This is a genomic window from Bradyrhizobium sp. R2.2-H (assembly GCF_004346455.1).
Classification (GTDB): Bacteria; Pseudomonadota; Alphaproteobacteria; order Rhizobiales; family Xanthobacteraceae; genus Bradyrhizobium; species Bradyrhizobium diversitatis.
In genome coordinates this window covers 213,618-230,217 of sequence record NZ_SMBR01000009.1, presented here as the reverse complement: position 1 = coordinate 230,217, position 16,600 = coordinate 213,618, and the positions used below count along the sequence as shown (strand labels likewise).

The window sequence follows — 16,600 nt, the reverse complement described above, 5'->3', positions numbered from 1 at the left end:
TCAGCTCTGCTGGCCCTGGCGAGTCCAGGGAACGCGTGCGGCGGTGAAATCCCGCCAGCTATCCTGCAGCGCCTGCTGCACGCCGATCGATGCCCGCGCCTGCCAGCCGGCGATCGCGGCCGCCGCAATGGTGCTGTCGCGATCTTCAGCGCCGAGCCCGTCGAGCAATGAGGCCGTCACGGCCATGTCGTTGAAGACGCCGAGCTCCTCCTGCAAGCCGGCGAGCCGGCGCGCGAATTTTCGCGCGGACTTGCGATCCTCGTACAGCGGCAGCAGGAACTCGCCGAGATAGCGCAACCGCTTGGTGGCGAGCCGCACCCGGTGGAGCTCGTCGACCGTGAGCGACTTGAAGCGGCGGCCGCGCTTGAGCACCTTCGCATACTGCTCGGACAGGACGCATTCCGCGAAATTGACGGCGGGCTCGGCGAGCCGGCCGAGATCTTCGGGCGCGACGCCGTTGCGCCAGCCGCGCGTCTCGATCCAGCCGCCGAGACCGATCAGGAAAAGGGCGCAGCGGCGATCATCGAGCGCATTGCGGACCCCGCGATAGGCTTCCGCCTGACGCTGAGCCGCGACCCGCGCGAGCGCATCGAACCCGGTGACCGACGGACATGCCTTTGCGATCGTCGGCAAGGTGTCGAGCTGGAACACGTCCCAGTCGCGCGCGGCGGACAGGCCTTGCGCCAGCCATTTGGCTTCCGAGCGCAGCGCATCGAGGTTGCCGAGCGCGCCGACCGATCGCATCAGGTCGAGCGCAGATCGCAGCCGGCGCAGCGAGACGCGCAGCTGATGCACGCCTTCCGAATTGCGACCGTCCTCGGCGGCGGGCAACGATTGCAGCAGGTGAAGGAAGCAGGAGCGCAGGATGGCCGCGAAGGCTTCGTCGAGCGCAACGGAGGGATCGAGGCCAAGCTTGCGCGGCCGGCGTGCCGACGGCGGCTGGTCCGCGGCAAGGTCGAAGCCGCGTGCGGATTTGCTGCGGATGGACGGCCTCACCGTTCCGTGCTCCGCAAGGCGCAGCGCGATCTCGTAGATTGCGCTCGCGCCGCCGCTCTTCAGCTCCAGCTCGATCTCGCTCACCGGCATCGACCTGCCGCCTGCGGTCAGGTCGCCCCGATCGAAGGCGACCTCGACCGTGCCGGACGGCAGGTCGACGATGCGCGTGTGCCGATGGATATCGGCCGTGAACACCGCTTCGAGCGGCTGCGTGTCGAGTTGGCCGCGCAGCTTCTCCGGAATGAACGGCATCGCCAAAGCGAGATCGGGCGCAAGCGACGGCACACTCGCTTCCCATTCGCCGCGACGCAGCGGATCGTCCACAACGTCGCTCTTCACGGTCTGCACGAAGCGCGTGCCGCTCTGGCGGACGCGCAAGCTCAGACCGGCGCGACGAAGCGCCCGCTCGGGCGTGTCGTAATAGATGGACTTGAGACGTTTGTGCGAGCCCTTGTTTCGTGCATTCGCCGCGATGACCGGCGCAGCGCCGAAATGCGCCATGCGATCGGCATCGACGAGAAGCTTGAGCTCGATTTCGCCGGCGGGATGAGCGGTGCTGCCCGACTCGGTTGGCTGCAGATCAGGCGTCGCCTCTTGCGCCGGCGTCCGTTCGCTCACAGCGTCCTCGATCGCCGGCTCCGCGTCTGGTCCTGCGGGTTCAATCTGCCTCAGGAAGCCGGCGACGATGGGCGCTCCTTTGTTCTCCTTCGGAGACGGATTCCCATCCGGCGCGCCCGGAGTCTTGCGAGCCGTCGTTGAATCTGACTTGAGCATGGAGAGTTGCGTGACAGTTTGATGACAGAGCGCAAGCATATAGCGGATGAGCCGCGCGAGGAATAGTCAGGTGTCGTCGCAACGCATCATCGTCCACATGCGACATCTCGAACGTGGGATTCGACGAGGACTGTCACAATCGGCGCGGCTTCTCGATTTCACTTGGCGTCGCATACAGTTAGTGATCCTATCAAGAAAGGAAATCTCACAGTTCTCGAAATCGAGATCAACGCAGCAACGAGCTTGCTTCATGCTGGCCGAGAAATTCTTTCTGGTTCTGGAGACACTTAGGAGTCACCTGCCCGATGGCAGGCCCGAGATTGTGACAAGCCCTCCGCCGGAGGCGTCGACTCCCACAGATTCGCACCCCAAGAAACCGGTTCCCGACAGTCAGGAGCAGAAATATCGTTCGAGCGGCGGCACCACGGCGCCGGGTGTTTCTGATCTCTGAGCCACGGGCATGCCAAATGAAGGCCACCGCTTCATTAGGAACCTTCATCGCCCTCGCGCTTGAAACGGCATGAAGACTCCATCACCGGGGATGCGCAGGGCGCTGCGCCAGGCTCAATTGTACGGGCACCTGCTCGTCCGAAATGACAGGCTGTATCACCCAGGAGGCAATCATCCGATCTGCTCGATCCAGCTCGCACGAGAGATGGTCAGGTCAGGATGGATGACCAAGCAGAACGGCGAATACGAGATCACGCCTGACGGGCAGCTTGCCGCCGAAAGCGAACTCAATCGCTGACGTGGACCGCCTCCCTGTCCCAGACCGGTTCGAGCGCAGCCAAGCCTCTTCCAAAGGCCGGCCGCAACTTCTTGGGCTATGCCGGCGCTGGCTCGGCGGGAGCCGGAGACGCAGCTGGCCGCGCGATCAGAGCATAGGCGACCGGCACGACGAACAGCGTGAACAGCGTGCCGATCGACAGCCCGGTCGCGATCACGAGGCCCATGTTGTAGCGCGACACCGCGCCCGCGCCGCTCGCGGTGATCAGCGGAACGACGCCGAGCACCATCGCCGCGGTGGTCATCAGGATCGGCCGCAGCCGGATCGTCGCCGCCTCGATGATCGCCTCGGTCACCCCCTTCCCGGCCGCGCGCAACTCGTTGGCGACCTCGACCATCAGAATGCCATGCTTGCTGACGAGGCCCATCAGTGTGAGCAACCCAACCTGGGTATAGATGTTGAGGCTCGCGCCGCCGATGCCGAGGCTGATGAAGATCAGCGCGCCGGCGAGCGACATCGGCACCGATACCAGGATGATGACGGGATCGAGGAAGCTGTTGAACAGCGCCGCCAGCGCCAGGAAGATGATGATCACGGCGAAAGCGAACGTCGTGACGAAGCCGCCCGACTCCTGTTCGAGCTGCCGCGAGGCGCCGCCGAAATCGACCGTGTACCCGGCCGGCAAGGATTTCGCGAGATCCTTGAGCGTGGCGAGCGCGCTGCCCATCGACACCGTCGGCATCGCAACGCCCGAGATCGTCGCCGCATTGATCTGCTGGAAATGATTGCGCGATTGCGGAACGGTCCTGTTCTCCAGCTGGGCGACGGTCGAGAGCGGCACCATCGAATTGTCGCTCGCCTTGATGTAGTAGCCGAGCAACTGGTCTGCCGTCAGCCGATCGTTCTGCTTGGCCTGAGGAATCACCTTGTAGGAGCGGCCGTCCAGGCTGAAATAATCGAGGTAATTGCCGCCGAGCATGGTCGCGAGCGCACCGCCGAGATCACTCATCTTCAGGCCGAGATCACCGGCCTTGTCGCGGTCGAAGGAGACCAGCGTCTGGGGCCTGTCGATTTTCAGGTCGGTATCGAGGAAGATGAATTGGCCGCTCTTCAGCGCCTGCACCATGAAGTTGCGCGAGACCTGGTCGAGTTCGTTGTAGGAACCGGTCGTACCGATCACGAACTGGATCGGAAGGCCGTTGCTGCCGGGCAGCGGCGACGGCTGGAAGGCGACCGAGCGCGTGCCGGCGATAGTGTTGAGCAGGTTCTGGAAATCCGGCTGGAGAGTCTTCGTGGTCAGGCTGCGCTGGTCCCAGGGCTTGAGCACCCAGCCTCCGATCGCCTGGGTGGGCGTGTCGATCTGGAAGAGCGTTTTCGTTTCCGGGCGCTTGGCCACGAGATCGTAGATCTGCTGGCTGTAGAATTGCCGCTGCTGAAGCGTCGCTGAGGGCGCCGAGGTGGTCAGCGAGAGCACGACCCCCTGGTCCTCGTCGGGCGCGAGCTCGCTGGTCGAGGTCGCGTAGAGCCAGGGAATGCCGGCCAGCAACAGCAGTGCGAACACGGCCACGACCGGCTTCATCGCAAAGACGGCCTCCAGCCGGCGACGATAGGCGCCAGAAAGCCACTCCAGCACGTGGTCGATCGTCCGGACCAGGCGCGCCTCCCAGTTCGTGGCGTCGCGCTCGGTCTTGCGCAATAGCCAGGCGCAGTTCATCGGCGACAGCGTCAGCGCGATCACCGCAGATACCGTGACCGCGCCTGCGAGCGTGAAGGCGAACTCGGTGAACAGCGCGCCGGTGAGGCCGCCCTGGAATCCCACGGGCACGTAGACCGCTATCAGAACCACGGTCATGGCGATGATCGGGCTTGCCAGCGCGCGTGCGGACTGGATCGCCGCCTCGACCGGCGCGACGCCTTCGTCGATCAGCCGATGCACGCTCTCCACGACGATGATGGCATCATCCACCACGAGCCCGATGGCGAGCACGAGTGCAAGCAGGGTCAACAGATTGATGGAGAAGCCCATCAGCAGCATCAGCCCGAACGTTCCGATCAGCGACAGCGGGATCGCGATGACCGGAATCAGGACCGATCGCCACGATCCCAGGAACAGGAACACCACCACGATCACGATCAGCACCGCTTCCACCAGCGAGTGGACCACTTCGTCGATCGAGGAATTGACGAAGTCGGTGGAGTCGTAGAGCACCTCGCCGACCAGACCGTTCGGAAGCTGCGCCTTGATGTCGGGCAGGACCGCCTTCACACCGTTGATGACGTCGAGCAGATTGGCCGTGGGCGCCGTCTGGATGCCGATATAGACCGCCGTCTTGCCGTTGAACTTCGTTTCGCTGTCGTAGTCGTCGTTGCCGAGCGTGACGTTGGCAACGTCGCGCAGGCGGATGATGGCGCCGTTGACGGTCTTGACCACGAGGTTGCGGTACTGCTCCAGCGAATGGAGGTTGGTCGAGGCCGCAAGGTCAACCTGCACCAGCCGGCCCTTGGTCGTGCCGAGGCCGGAGATGTAATCGTTTCCCGAGAGCGCCGTCGAGACGTCGCTTGCGGTGAGGCCGTAGGCCGCCAGCTTGTCCGGATCGAGCCAGGCGCGGAGTGCGAACTTCTTGGCGCCGAGCAGTTCTGCGGTCTGCACGCCGGCGACGGCCTGCAGCCGCGGCTGAACCACGCGCGTCAGATAGTCGGTGATCTGGTTCGGCGCCAGCACCTCGCTGGCGAAACCGATATACATCGCGTCGATGGTCTGGCCGACCTTGAGCGTGAGCGTCGGCTGCTGCGTTCCGGTCGGAAACTGGTTGAGCACCGAATTGACCTTGGCGTTGATCTCCGTCATCGCCTTGCCGGAATCGTAGTTCAGCCGCAGATTGACCGTGATGGTGCTGGAGCCGGTGACGCTGCTCGAGGTCATGTAGTCGATGCCGTTCGCCTGGGCGATGGCGTTTTCGAGCGGCGTCGTGATGAAGCCGGCGATGATGTCGGAATCCGCGCCGGCATAGGCGGTGCTCACCGTGACGATGGCGTTCTGCGTGCGCGGGTATTGCAGGATCGACAGCGTCGCCATCGAGCGCAGGCCGAGCACGAGGATCAGGGCGCTGACCACGAGCGCCAGCACCGGCCGGCGGATGAAGATATCGGTGAAACGCATCTTGTCCTGAACTCGTTTGTCGCCACTCGTTGCTGCGGTATTCTCGCGCCGTCGCGAAGCCTACTGATCGACGATGTTCGGCGCGGCCTCGGCCTGCGGCACGTGTGAATTGTCGATCTTGACCGGGCTGCCGTTGCGCAGCTTCAGCTGGCCGGCGATGACCACGGTCTCGCCCGGCTTGATGCCATCGTTGACCGCGACGCGGTCACCTTTCGGGGGCCTCGTCTTGACGAACATCTGCCGTGCGGTGCCCTGCCCGTCATGAAGATCGTCGACGAGGTAGACCAGATCGCCGTAGGAATTGTTCACGATCGCGGTGAGCGGGACGGTGACGACCTCCTCCGGCTTGCCGACGGCGATCTCGACCTTTGCGAACATGCCAGGCAGCAGCCGGGCCCCGCCATTGCGCAAGGTGGCGCGAACCTGGACGTTGCGGCTGCTCGAATCCACCTTGGCGTTGACTGCCGTGATCTGCCCGGTGAACCGCTCGGCCGGAAAGGCATCGACCGCGACCGATACGTCCTGCCCGATGCGGATCGAGGCCAGCGCCTGCTGCGGCAGGTAGAAGTCGACATAGATCGGATCGAGACTCTGCAGCGTGACGATGCTGGTTCCGGCGGAAAGGTACTGGCCGAGATCGACGGCGCGGATACCGAGGCGCCCGGAGAACGGCGCCTTCAGCGTCTTCTGCTCGAGCAGCGCCTTCTGCTGCTCCACCAGGGCCTGGGCGTTCTTCAGGTTGGCCCTGTCGCTGTCGACCGTCGCCTGGCTGACCGCGTTGAACTTGATCTGCTCCTCGTCGCGCTTGAGCACGATCGCGTAGTTCTCCGCCGTCGCCTGCAGCGAGCGCAGCTTGGCGAGGTCGTCGGTCGCCACCAGCGACAGCAGGGTCTGTCCCGCCGTGACGCTGTCACCCGAGGAGAACTCGATGCTCTGCACGATGCCGGCGACCTGGAGCGCGAGATCGGCGCCGTTGACGGCGCGCAGCGAGCCGACCGCGCTCAGGCTGGACTGCCATGGTGCATTCGCGGCCACGACGGTGGAGACGGTCTGCGGCGGATTGGCCAACGCGCCGATGGCCCGCCTGATCATGATCTCCTTGAAGGCTTGGAATCCATAAAGGCCGCCGAACAGGACCGCCATCCCGCACAGCATGATTGTCATCCGCTTGATCATCGCAACGCGTCCTCGGTCTTCTTGTCGACGCCGGCGAAGTAACCGGCATTGGCGCGCGGCAGCGCGTCCGGCGTTTCATCCACGCGATTCCACCAGCCGCCGCCGAGCGCCTGAAACAGCGCGGCGGTGTCGGTGAAGCGGGTCGCCTGCGCCTTGACGCGCGACACCCGTGCGTTGAGGTAGGATTGCTGCGCATTGATGATGTTGGCGTACGGCACGGCGCCGGTCTTGAACTGCTCGACCGCCATCGCGAGGCTGTCGGCCGTCGCCTTCTCGGCCGCGGCCTGCGCCTTCAACGTCGCGGCGTCGTACTGGATGGCGCGCAGGGAATCCGCGACGTTCTGGAACGCGGTCACCACGGTGCTCTTGTAGAGCGCGAGATCCTGCTCGAACGCCGCCACGTCGGCTTCCTTGGTGTGGTACAGCGTTCCGCCGTCGAAGATCTTCTGGCTGACGCTGGAAGCGGCGCTCCAGACGATCGTCTCTGGCGAGAACAGCCGCTCGGGACTGGTGGCGCCGTAGCTGCCCGAGAGCGTGAGCTGCGGCAGCAGGTCGGCGATGCCGACACCGACGGTCGCGGTCGCCTGATGCAAGGTCGCCTCGGCCTGACGGATGTCCGGCCGCTGCCGCACCAGCTTCGAGGGCAGCGACACTGGCACCCGCCCGGGCAGGCGCAGATCGGCCAGCCGCACATGCTCGCCGCGGTCCTGGCTCGGCAGCCGGCCGAGATAGGCCATCAACTGGTTGCGCTGTTGCGCCAGCTGCTTCTGCAGAGGAGCCAGCGTCGCCTTGGCTTGCGCCAGCGTCGCCTCTTGCGACAGCAGGTCGGATTTCGAGATCGCACCGATGTCGAACTGGCGCTGGATGCGCGCCAGCTGATCCGACTCCGCCTTGATGATCTCCTCCGTCGCAAGGATTTGATCGCGGAGCGAGGCATCCGTGATCGCGGCCGTCACCACGTTGGCGGTGAGTGCGAGGTAGGTCGCTTCGAGCTTGAAGCCCTGATAGTCGGCCTGGGCCTGCAGCGCCTCGACCTGCCGCCGCGTGCCGCCCCAGATGTCGAGCGCGTAGGATACGCTGACCGAAGCGTTGTAGAGCGTGTAGGTCGAACCTTGCGCCGGCCACACCCCCGACTGCGACGTGCTCGTCCGGTCACGCTCCGCCGAGGCGCTGCCGGACACTTGCGGAAACAGGCTGCCCTGTTGCGCCAGCGTATTCTCCCGCGCATAGCGAAGGGCGAACTGCGCCGCCTGCACGTCGGGATGATTGCGGATGGCTTCCTCGACGAAGGCGTTGAGCTGCCGCGACCGGAACAGCGCCCACCAGGCGCCGGGAATGTCCCTGCCCGCTTCGAAGCCCTGCGAATTGCCCCCGGTCACCGGCGCACTCGTGGTGGCGGCCGGGCGCTGCTCGCGTGTGTAGCCGTTTACGGCCGGTCCGGCCGGCGACACGAAGTCCGGTCCGACGGCACAGGACGCCAGCACAACACCGCAGAGCGAGACGCCGGCCCAGGCCGAGGCCCGCGCCGGCAGCCGCTCTCCTGCGAGGAAGGGGACGCGTCCGGGCCTGCCTGAAGAAGAAGGTGTCAAAGAACTAAACCGTTTAGTTTTTTCCCGAGTGGCTGTATGTTGCAGGTTGGAACCAAAAGTCAAGCCGTGGGGTTACGGGTCAATGACGACGACAGTGCATAAGGCGCAGATGCGAGAGACCAAAGAACTGGCCGATAGGAGTCAGAAGCCGCGCGCCAGGGCCAAGCACGGCCAGATTCTCGACAGCGCTCGCGTTCTTTTTCTCGATCAGGGTTTCGATGCCACCAGCATGGACGCGATCGCGCGCGAGGCCGGGGTCTCGAAGGCTACGCTCTACGTTCATTTCGACGACAAGGACGATCTGCTGCTCGCGCTCGTCAATGAGGAGTGCAAGCGCTTCGGACCGAAGACGCTATGGCGTGACCACGGCGGCAAGATCGATCTCAGGGCAGAACTCCACGCCATTGGCACGACGTTCCTCGAAGCCTTTCTCGACCAGCGCGGGCTTGCCGTGCACAGACTCGTGATGTCCTGCGCCTCGCGCTATCCGCGCGTGGCGGAGGTTTTCATGAAGTCCGGACCGGAGCGCTGCGACGCCGAAATGGCTGCCTTCCTGCGTGCAGCGCAGGCGCAGGGCCTTGTCGACGTTCCCGACGTCGCCATGGCGGCGACGCAGTTTCTCAGTCTGATCCAGGGCAAGGAGATCCTGAAATGGACTCTCTCGATGAAGACGCCGAGCCCGGCCCGCCATCGCGCACTGATCGAGAATGGCATCAACGTGTTTCTCGCGGCCTATGAGCGACGTCCCGCGGCGGTGAAGCAGACGCGGCGAAACCCGGCGAAGGCATCTGCACGCCGCTAGTATCAGGCCCCCTCAGGCGCCCAGCAGCACGTCGGCGAGCCGCCAATCCACTGCGCCGAGCTCCTTCAGGAACAGTTCGGCCTCGATCTCCTGCAGATGCGACAACATCAGCGCGCGCGCGGCCTCGCCGTCGCGCCGGCCGATCGCCTCGACGATTCTCGCGTGATGATCGGTGCCGCAGGCCGGCGTGTCGTGGCGGCGATAGAGCAGGATGATGAGCGAGGAGCGCGCGATCAGCTCCTTCAGGAATCCGAGATAGATGCTGTGGCCGCTCATTTCGGCGACGAGACGATGAAACTCGCCGGAGAGCCGCACCGAGGCGCGCGCATCGCCGCGCAGCTCCGCCTCGCGCTCCTCGGCGAGATGGCGCTGCAGGCGATCGAGCCAGGCCGGCGACGCCGCATCGATCGCGTGATCGACGATGGCAGGCTCGATCAGGCGCCGCGCCTCGAACACTTCGCGGGCATCGACAGGCGTCGGGCGCGCGACGAAGGCGCCGCGGTTCTTCTCGATGTTGACGATGCCCTCATGCGCGAGCTGCTGCAGCGCGGTGCGCACCAGCGTGCGGCTTGCGCCGTAGATATCGCCGATTTCGTCCTCGCCGAGCTTCGTGCCCGGCAGCAGGCGATGTTCGAGGATCGCGGCGGTCACGCCCTCCCGGATACGGCTGACCCGATCGCTCGCATCTGGGGCATCGGATTTCGGGCGGGTCTTGGCGGCCATTGGTGTGAGGGCTCGATCGGCGACGTTCGGCCGAATGGTAGTCGACGAGCTGTATCCAATCACAGGCGAAACTTTATACAATCTGCGCCCGTTTTGTGTGCAGAGGGATGCGCCGGCGGCGGCCGGCCAGCCGGAGTCGGAATTGACCTAACGATCTGACTCCACGCACAGTTTTCTGAAATCGGTTGGCTGAGGGTTGTTGGCACGGAGCTTGCGGAGAGAGACGGAAAGCATCGCCCCTGCTCGGACACGCCATGGCCACTCCCGCCGCCCTCGAACTGGTCGCCGTCACCAAGCGCTACGACACCACGCTGGCGGTCGACAACGTCAACCTGAAGATCCCGGCCGGCACCTATTGCTGCCTGCTCGGCCCCTCCGGCTGCGGCAAGACCTCGACCCTGCGCATGATCGCGGGCCACGAGGCGGTCAGCGAGGGCGACATCATCCTCGGCGCGCAGAACGTCACCGACCTCGAGCCGGCCAAGCGCGGCACGGCGATGATGTTCCAGTCCTACGCGCTGTTTCCGCACCTCTCCGTGCTCGACAACGTCGCCTTCGCCTTGAAGATGCGCGGCATCGACAAGCCGACGCGCCACAGGCGCGCCGGCGAACTGCTCGAGCTGGTCGCGATGAGCCAATATGCAGGCCGCCTCCCGGCGCAGCTCTCCGGCGGCCAGCAGCAGCGCGTCGCGCTCGCCCGCGCGCTGATTACCGAGCCGCAGATCCTCCTGCTCGACGAGCCGCTCTCCGCGCTGGATCCGTTCCTGCGGGTGAAGATGCGCGGCGAGTTGAAGCGGCTGCAGCGCGAGCTCGGCATCAGCTTCATACAAGTCACCCACGGTCAGGAAGAGGCGATGGCCCTCGCCGACCACATCGTGGTGATGAACCAGGGCCGGATCGAGCAGCAGGGCACGGCGCGCGACATCTTCCATCATCCCCGCACCGAATTCGTGGCCCGCTTCATCGGCGGCCACAATGTCCTCAGCGACGCCGGCAAGCTCATCGCCGTGCGCGCCGATCAGCTCGGCATCGTGCCGTTCGCCGACGGCGCGTTCGGCGCGCCGGCGCTGCTGACCCAGACCGAGTACCAGGGCTCCTACATCGCCGTTTCGCTCACGCTCGACGATGGCACCGCCCTGTTCTCCCACCTTCCCGAGGCCGCCTTCGACGTCCACCCGTTCCGTCCGGGCGATCGCGTGCTGGCCACCTGGGATCCCGCCAAGGCGCAACCCCTGCAATAGCGCCGATCAATCACCGGAATGGAATGCGCAACAGAGGAGTGATGACATGACCGAGACCACCTGGACGAAGGGCGTCAGCCGCCGCACGCTGCTCAAGGGTACCGCAGGTCTCGCCGGCCTCGCCGCCGGCTCGGGGGCGATCACCGGCTTTCCCTACGTGAAGTCGGCCGACGCGAAGGTGCTGCGCTATCTCGGCACCGCCGTGAACGAGGGCGACGACATCGCCAAGCAGTGCCTGAAGGACACCGGCATCAAGATCGAATACATCACCGCGACCACCGACGACGTCACCAAGCGCGTGATGACCCAGCCGAATTCCTTCGACGTGTTGGACACCGAATATTTCTCGCTGAAGAAGATCGTGCCGTCGGGCAACATCCTCGCGCTCGACGCCAGGAAGATCAAACAGTTCGACAACATCACGCCGGTGTTCACCAAGGGCGAGACGCCCGGCGGCAAGAAGATCGGCGGCCAGGGCACCGCGCCCTGGAAGGTGCTCTACCTCGAAGGCAAGGACTCCAAGAAGTTCGCGACGTCGCCGACCGAATTCGTGACACTGATCCCGACCGTCTACAACGCCGACACGCTCGGCATCCGCCCCGACCTGATCAAGCGGCCGATCAATTCCTGGTCCGAGCTGCTCAACCCCGAGTTCAAGGGCAAGGCCTCGATCCTCAACATCCCCTCGATCGGCATCATGGACGCCGCGATGGTCGTGGAAGCCTCCGGCAAGTACAAATATGCCGACAAGGGCAACATGACCAAGCAAGAGATCGATCTCACCATGAAGGTGATGACCGAAGCCAAGAAGGCCGGTCAGTTCCGCGCCTTCTGGAAGGATTTCAACGAGAGCGTCAACCTGATGGCCTCGGGCGAGACCGTGATCCAGTCGATGTGGTCGCCGGCGGTGACGAAGGTGCGCTCGATGGGCATCCCCTGCACTTTCCAGCCGCTCAAGGAAGGCTACCGCTCCTGGGCCTCGGGCTTCTGCGTCTCCAAGGGAGTCTCGGGCGCAAAGCTCGAATGGGCCTATGAGTTCGTCAACTGGTTCCTGTCCGGCTATGCCGGCGCCTATCTCAATCGCCAGGGCTATTACTCCGCCGTCCTCTCTACCGCGAAGGCGCACATGGAGCCCTACGAGTGGGCCTACTGGATGGAAGGCAAACCGGCCGAGAAGGACATCAAGGCGCCCGACGGCTCGCTGCTCGAGAAGGCTGGCGCGGTGCGCGATGGCGGCTCCTACGAGGACCGCATGGGCGCCGTCGCCTGCTGGAACGCGGTGATGGACGAGAACGACTACATGGTCCGCAAGTGGAACGAGTTCATCGCGGCGTGACGTGATGGACACCTCCGAGGACATCCTGGATCACGCATCCCCGGACCTCGTCCGGGGATCGGAGACGGCGCGCCGCAGCAAGACGGCGCGACTATCACCGTCTTTCATCTCCTGGCTCCAGGCCGGGCCGATGATGCTGGTGTTTCTCGCCTTCTTCCTGATCCCGCTCGTCTTCGTCGTCATCGTTTCGTTCTGGGACTACAACGAATACCAGCTGCTGCCGACCTTCTCGGGCCGCGGCTACACCGACACGTTCGAGGGCTGCATCGCGCAGCTTCCCGACCTCTGCACGATCGGCAAGACCTATCTGAAGACGCTGAAGCTGTGCTTCCTGGTCTGGGCCATCACGCTGTTCATCGGATTCTGGGTGGCCTATTTCCTCGCCTTCCACGTCAAGTCCAAGACATGGCAGATGGGATTGTCGCTGCTGTGCACGATCCCGTTCTGGACCTCCAACGTGATCCGGATGATCGCCTGGATTCCACTGCTCGGGCGCAACGGGCTGGTGAACTCAGGCCTGATGAAGACGGGCCTGATCAACCACCCGATCGAATGGCTGCTGTTCTCCGAATTCTCCGTCGTCCTGGCGCTGGTGCATCTCTTCACCTTCTTCATGGTGGTGCCGATCTTCAATTCCATGGTGCGTATCGACAAGTCGCTGATCGAGGCGGCCTATGACGCCGGCGCCACCGGCTTCCAGACCCTTGTCGACGTCATCATTCCGCTCGCAAAACCCGGCATCGTGATCGGCTCGATCTTCGTCATCACCATCGTGATGGGCGACTTCATCACCATCGGCGTGATGGGGGGGCAGCAGATCGCCGCCGCCGGCAAGATCATCGAGACGCGGGTCAACGCGCTGCAATTCCCCGCGGCAGCGGCCAACGCCGTGATCCTGCTCGTCATCACCTTCCTGATCATCACCATGATGTCGCGCATCGTCGACATCAAGAAGGAGCTCTAGAGCATGAAGGAAGGACGTCCGCGCTCTTTCTACGTGCTCGCGATCTTCTTCGCGGCCTATGTGCTGTTCCTCTATGGCCCAATGATCGCGATCTACGTGCTGTCGTTCCAGGGGCCACAGGGCGGCCTCACCTTCCCGATGAACGGCGTCTCGACCTTCTGGATCGCAAAGCTGTTCCAGGGCACCGGCATCGTCGATCTCGGCGCAGCCTTCCGCCGCTCGCTGCTGCTCGGCATCATCGTGATGATCGTCACCGTCGTGCTGTCGGTCGCCGCGGGCATGGCTTTCCGCCGCAAATTCAAGGCGCAAAGCGTCCTGTTCTATTCGGCGATCGCGAGCCTGATCGTGCCCTCGATCATCACCTCGCTCGGCATATCCCTCGAATTCCGCATCATCGACGATTTGATCAAGGCGCATTGGAACGAGAATTTCGAGACCTCGATGGGCCTGCTCACCTCCGGGCTCGGCGCGCACCTGACCTGGACACTGCCGTTCGGCCTCCTGATCATGTTTGCGATCTTCAACCGTTTCGACCCGCGCCTCGAGGAGGCCGCCCGCGATCTCGGCGCGACGCCGTGGCAGACGTTCCGCTATGTCGTGCTTCCGATCATCCTGCCGTCGGTGATCGGCATCGGCCTGTTCGGCTTCACGCTGTCATGGGACGAGCTCGCCCGCTCCAGCCAGGCGATCGGCGCAGTGAATACATTGCCGCTCGATCTGCAGGGCCTCACCACCACCGTGACGAACCCCGACATCTATGCGCTCGGCACCGTGATCTCGGCCGTCTCGTTCACGATGATCGCCCTTGCGCTCGGCACCATCCACATGCTCAACAAGCGGCAGGCGGCCAAGGGTTCGGACGCCGGCCAAGGACTCGTCTAACAAAGCGCTCGTCTGACAGGGGACTTGTCTGATCCGATGCGGCTGCACGTCGTCAACCCCAACACCACCGCGTCGATGACGGCGAAGATCGCCGCTGCGGCGCGCGGCGTCGCCCTGCCCGGCACGGTGATCGACGCGCGTCAGCCGACGATGGGCCCGGTTTCGATCGAGGGGTTTTACGACGAAGCCTTCGCAGTCCCCGGCATGCTCGGCTGCATCCGCGAAGCCGACCGCGACGGCGCGGAAGCGCACGTCATCGCCTGCTTCGACGACACTGGCCTCGACGCCGCGCGCGCCGCCGCGAAAGCGCCGGTGATCGGCATCGGCGAAGCCGGCTTCCACATGGCGAGCCTGATCGCCGCGCGCTTTGCCGTGGTGACGACGCTCGGTGTGTCTATCGTGCCGATCGAGCACAATCTGAGGAAATACGGACTCGCCGAGCGCTGCGCCCGCGTCCGGGCGGCCGACGTGCCGGTGCTCGCACTGGAAGAGCGCGACACCGATGCACTTGGTAAGATTTCGGCGGAGATCACGGCCGCGATCCGCGACGACCGCGCCGAAGCCATCGTGCTCGGCTGTGCCGGCATGGCCGACCTCGCCATTGAGCTCGCCGCCACGCACGGCCTGCCCGTGGTCGACGGCGTCACTGCTGCGGTGACGCTGGCGGAATCACTGGTGCGGCTGGGGCTGAAGACCTCCCGGCTCGGCCCCTATGCCGCGCCGCGATCGAAGCCCTATGATGGATTGTTGTCGCAGTTTCAGCCGTAGGCGCAGCAGCAGATACCTATGGACAGGGTCAGTGTGCCCGACCCGCACCCACACCGCGATGGCCTCGCCTACCGATTCTGATGCGGAATCACTGACGAGCGCAGCCCCGACGACCGGATCAGCAACGCGTCCTCGGGCGGACGCCGGCGCCCCGGATTGAGCGAATCTCGTGAAAACACCGCGAAAAAGGTGCTATTGAACCTCTTTTTGCCCCCGCCCCTCCCATTAATCCCAATCAGCCTCTTTTTGGTCCTATTCCTTGCCGAAACTTAAGGCTTTCGGGACGCCCCGGTGGCCCTCTGGGTTGCCGGTCTTCGCCATTCGCCAAGTTTCCATTTGGGTTTTGTCAGCGATGATCGATCTCGCCCGGGACACCCCGTCCACCTCCCTGCTTCGCCTCGGGGGTCAGCCCATCGCGCTGACCGCTGCAGCCCTCTTGCTCCTGATCGCGGGCGTGACTTCAATCGCGATCTGGCGTGCCTATACCGGCGCCGCCCCTGAGAGCGACCGCATGGTGGCATCGCGGCAGCTCCAAGCGCGCGCGGCCCAGGCGTCCGAGCAGTTGGTCGAGAAGACCAAGGGTCTGGAGGCGACCCAGCAGGAATCGATCGACCAGCTCCAAGTGGTGCAGGATCAGCTCCTGACCATGAAGCGGCTGCTCGCCGCGCAACAGGCCGATACCAAGCGTCTGTCAGAGCAGGTCGCCGCCCTGAACGAATCCATCGACGGCTTGCGCCAGTCATTTGCCAGTGCGCGGGCGACCGAGGTCGAGACACCGTCGGTTACCCGCAGGAAACCGGCAAGGCACCGGGTCCAGGCCGGCGCGCGCAAGCGGTCGCGCAGCTGAGCCGACAGCCGCGGGAACTTTATTTTCGCCACTTGTGAACTGGATCACATTCGCCCGTAGGATTCCGCGCGATGTTGACAGCTACCGGATGGCGTGAGCCGATTTCAATATCCGGGGCTGGCAAGGTCGTTGACGGTATACTGCGTCAACGGCCTTGTTCTTTAACAGGTTATTGCGGTCTCACTCGCAGACGTCGACCCGACGGTACCGCCATCCCGACGGCGTCATGACGCGCTTTCGCGCGACATAGCAGCCTCCGTAACCGTCGTTGTAGCCGGGGCCGTAATAGTAGGGATCGCCGTAGTAGGGATAACCGTAGCCGTAATAGCCGCCGTAGTAGCCGGCACCGACGAAACCCGCGCCGATTGCGACACCTGGCCAGAAGCCGCCGCCATGCCAGTGGCGATGCCCCCAGCCTCCCCCATGGAAGCCACCGCCGCGAAAGCCTCCACCATGGAAGCCGCCGCCATGGAAGCCTCCACCATGTCCAAACCCACCGCGCGCCTCAGCCGCCTGCGGCGCCAACAGTCCGAACGCCGCCACAGTCAGCGCCGTCACGATCATCTTGCGTAACATCACTCGATCCTCCGCGTGGACACACTCCACGCTTCAAAG

15 protein-coding genes are annotated in these 16,600 nt (G+C 64.5%); 9 read left to right on the top strand and 6 right to left on the bottom strand.

Annotated features, from left to right (window positions below; translation table 11 throughout):
- On the bottom strand, positions 1 to 1,770 hold the full coding sequence (locus EDE08_RS23895; protein ID WP_131871170.1) for a CYTH and CHAD domain-containing protein: 1,770 nt from the start codon (positions 1,768 to 1,770) through the stop codon (positions 1 to 3).
- A 250-nt stretch (positions 1,771 to 2,020) separates the two neighbouring features.
- Here EDE08_RS23895 and EDE08_RS23890 point away from each other — a divergent pair, with 250 nt between their 5' ends.
- Entirely contained in the window at positions 2,021 to 2,221 is a 201-nt protein-coding gene (locus EDE08_RS23890; protein WP_131871171.1) for a hypothetical protein, read from the top strand.
- Positions 2,222 to 2,290: 69 nt separating this feature from the next.
- Positions 2,291 to 2,518, top strand: coding sequence for a hypothetical protein (locus EDE08_RS23885; protein ID WP_131871172.1), 228 nt, complete (start codon positions 2,291 to 2,293; stop codon positions 2,516 to 2,518).
- A 76-nt stretch (positions 2,519 to 2,594) separates the two neighbouring features.
- Here the strand turns inward: EDE08_RS23885 and EDE08_RS23880 are convergent, their stop codons facing one another.
- The 3 genes from EDE08_RS23880 to EDE08_RS23870 are packed head-to-tail and all read right to left on the bottom strand — an operon-like array spanning position 2,595 to position 8,365.
- Positions 2,595 to 5,657, bottom strand: coding sequence for an efflux RND transporter permease subunit (locus EDE08_RS23880; protein ID WP_131871173.1), 3,063 nt, complete (start codon positions 5,655 to 5,657; stop codon positions 2,595 to 2,597).
- A 60-nt stretch (positions 5,658 to 5,717) separates the two neighbouring features.
- Entirely contained in the window at positions 5,718 to 6,833 is a 1,116-nt protein-coding gene (locus EDE08_RS23875; RefSeq protein ID WP_245524871.1) for an efflux RND transporter periplasmic adaptor subunit, read from the bottom strand.
- The gene (locus tag EDE08_RS23870; RefSeq protein WP_131871380.1) at positions 6,830 to 8,365 is read right to left on the bottom strand and encodes an efflux transporter outer membrane subunit; all 1,536 of its coding nucleotides are present in this window, start codon (positions 8,363 to 8,365) and stop codon (positions 6,830 to 6,832) included. Before EDE08_RS23870 ends, EDE08_RS23875 begins: the two co-directional genes overlap by 4 nt.
- A 139-nt stretch (positions 8,366 to 8,504) precedes the next feature.
- Between EDE08_RS23870 and EDE08_RS23865 the strand changes: the two genes are divergently transcribed.
- Positions 8,505 to 9,224, top strand: coding sequence for a TetR/AcrR family transcriptional regulator (locus tag EDE08_RS23865; protein ID WP_245524870.1), 720 nt, complete (start codon positions 8,505 to 8,507; stop codon positions 9,222 to 9,224).
- Positions 9,225 to 9,236: 12 nt separating this feature from the next.
- Here the strand turns inward: EDE08_RS23865 and EDE08_RS23860 are convergent, their stop codons facing one another.
- Complete coding sequence (locus EDE08_RS23860) at positions 9,237 to 9,947, bottom strand: GntR family transcriptional regulator (RefSeq protein WP_131871174.1); 711 nt, start codon at positions 9,945 to 9,947, stop codon at positions 9,237 to 9,239.
- Positions 9,948 to 10,201: 254 nt separating this feature from the next.
- On the opposite strand from EDE08_RS23860, the gene EDE08_RS23855 reads away from it, so the two are divergent.
- The 6 genes from EDE08_RS23855 to EDE08_RS23830 all read left to right on the top strand — a co-directional run bounded on the left by EDE08_RS23855 (position 10,202) and on the right by EDE08_RS23830 (position 15,985).
- A complete protein-coding gene (locus tag EDE08_RS23855; RefSeq protein ID WP_131871175.1) occupies positions 10,202 to 11,188 on the top strand; it encodes an ABC transporter ATP-binding protein in 987 nt (328 codons plus the stop codon).
- Positions 11,189 to 11,234: 46 nt separating this feature from the next.
- A complete protein-coding gene (locus EDE08_RS23850; RefSeq protein WP_131871176.1) occupies positions 11,235 to 12,524 on the top strand; it encodes an ABC transporter substrate-binding protein in 1,290 nt (429 codons plus the stop codon).
- A gap of 4 nt (positions 12,525 to 12,528) precedes the next feature.
- Positions 12,529 to 13,488: an ABC transporter permease gene (locus tag EDE08_RS23845; RefSeq protein ID WP_131871177.1), complete on the top strand. Its 960-nt coding sequence runs from the start codon at positions 12,529 to 12,531 to the stop codon at positions 13,486 to 13,488.
- 3 nt (positions 13,489 to 13,491) lie between these two features.
- A complete protein-coding gene (locus EDE08_RS23840; RefSeq protein ID WP_131871178.1) occupies positions 13,492 to 14,370 on the top strand; it encodes an ABC transporter permease in 879 nt (292 codons plus the stop codon).
- Between the two features lie 36 nt (positions 14,371 to 14,406).
- Positions 14,407 to 15,138 (top strand): aspartate/glutamate racemase family protein, encoded by a 732-nt coding sequence (locus EDE08_RS23835; protein ID WP_131871382.1) that lies wholly within the window; start codon positions 14,407 to 14,409, stop codon positions 15,136 to 15,138.
- 352 nt (positions 15,139 to 15,490) lie between these two features.
- Positions 15,491 to 15,985, top strand: a complete 495-nt coding sequence (locus EDE08_RS23830; RefSeq protein WP_131871179.1) for a hypothetical protein — start codon at positions 15,491 to 15,493, stop codon at positions 15,983 to 15,985.
- Between the two features lie 180 nt (positions 15,986 to 16,165).
- Here EDE08_RS23830 and EDE08_RS23825 read toward each other — a convergent pair whose 3' ends face one another.
- Positions 16,166 to 16,561 carry a hypothetical protein gene (locus tag EDE08_RS23825; RefSeq protein WP_131871180.1) on the bottom strand — a complete coding sequence of 132 codons (396 nt, stop codon included), beginning with the start codon at positions 16,559 to 16,561 and terminating at the stop codon, positions 16,166 to 16,168.
- Between the last annotated feature and the right edge of the window lie 39 nt (positions 16,562 to 16,600).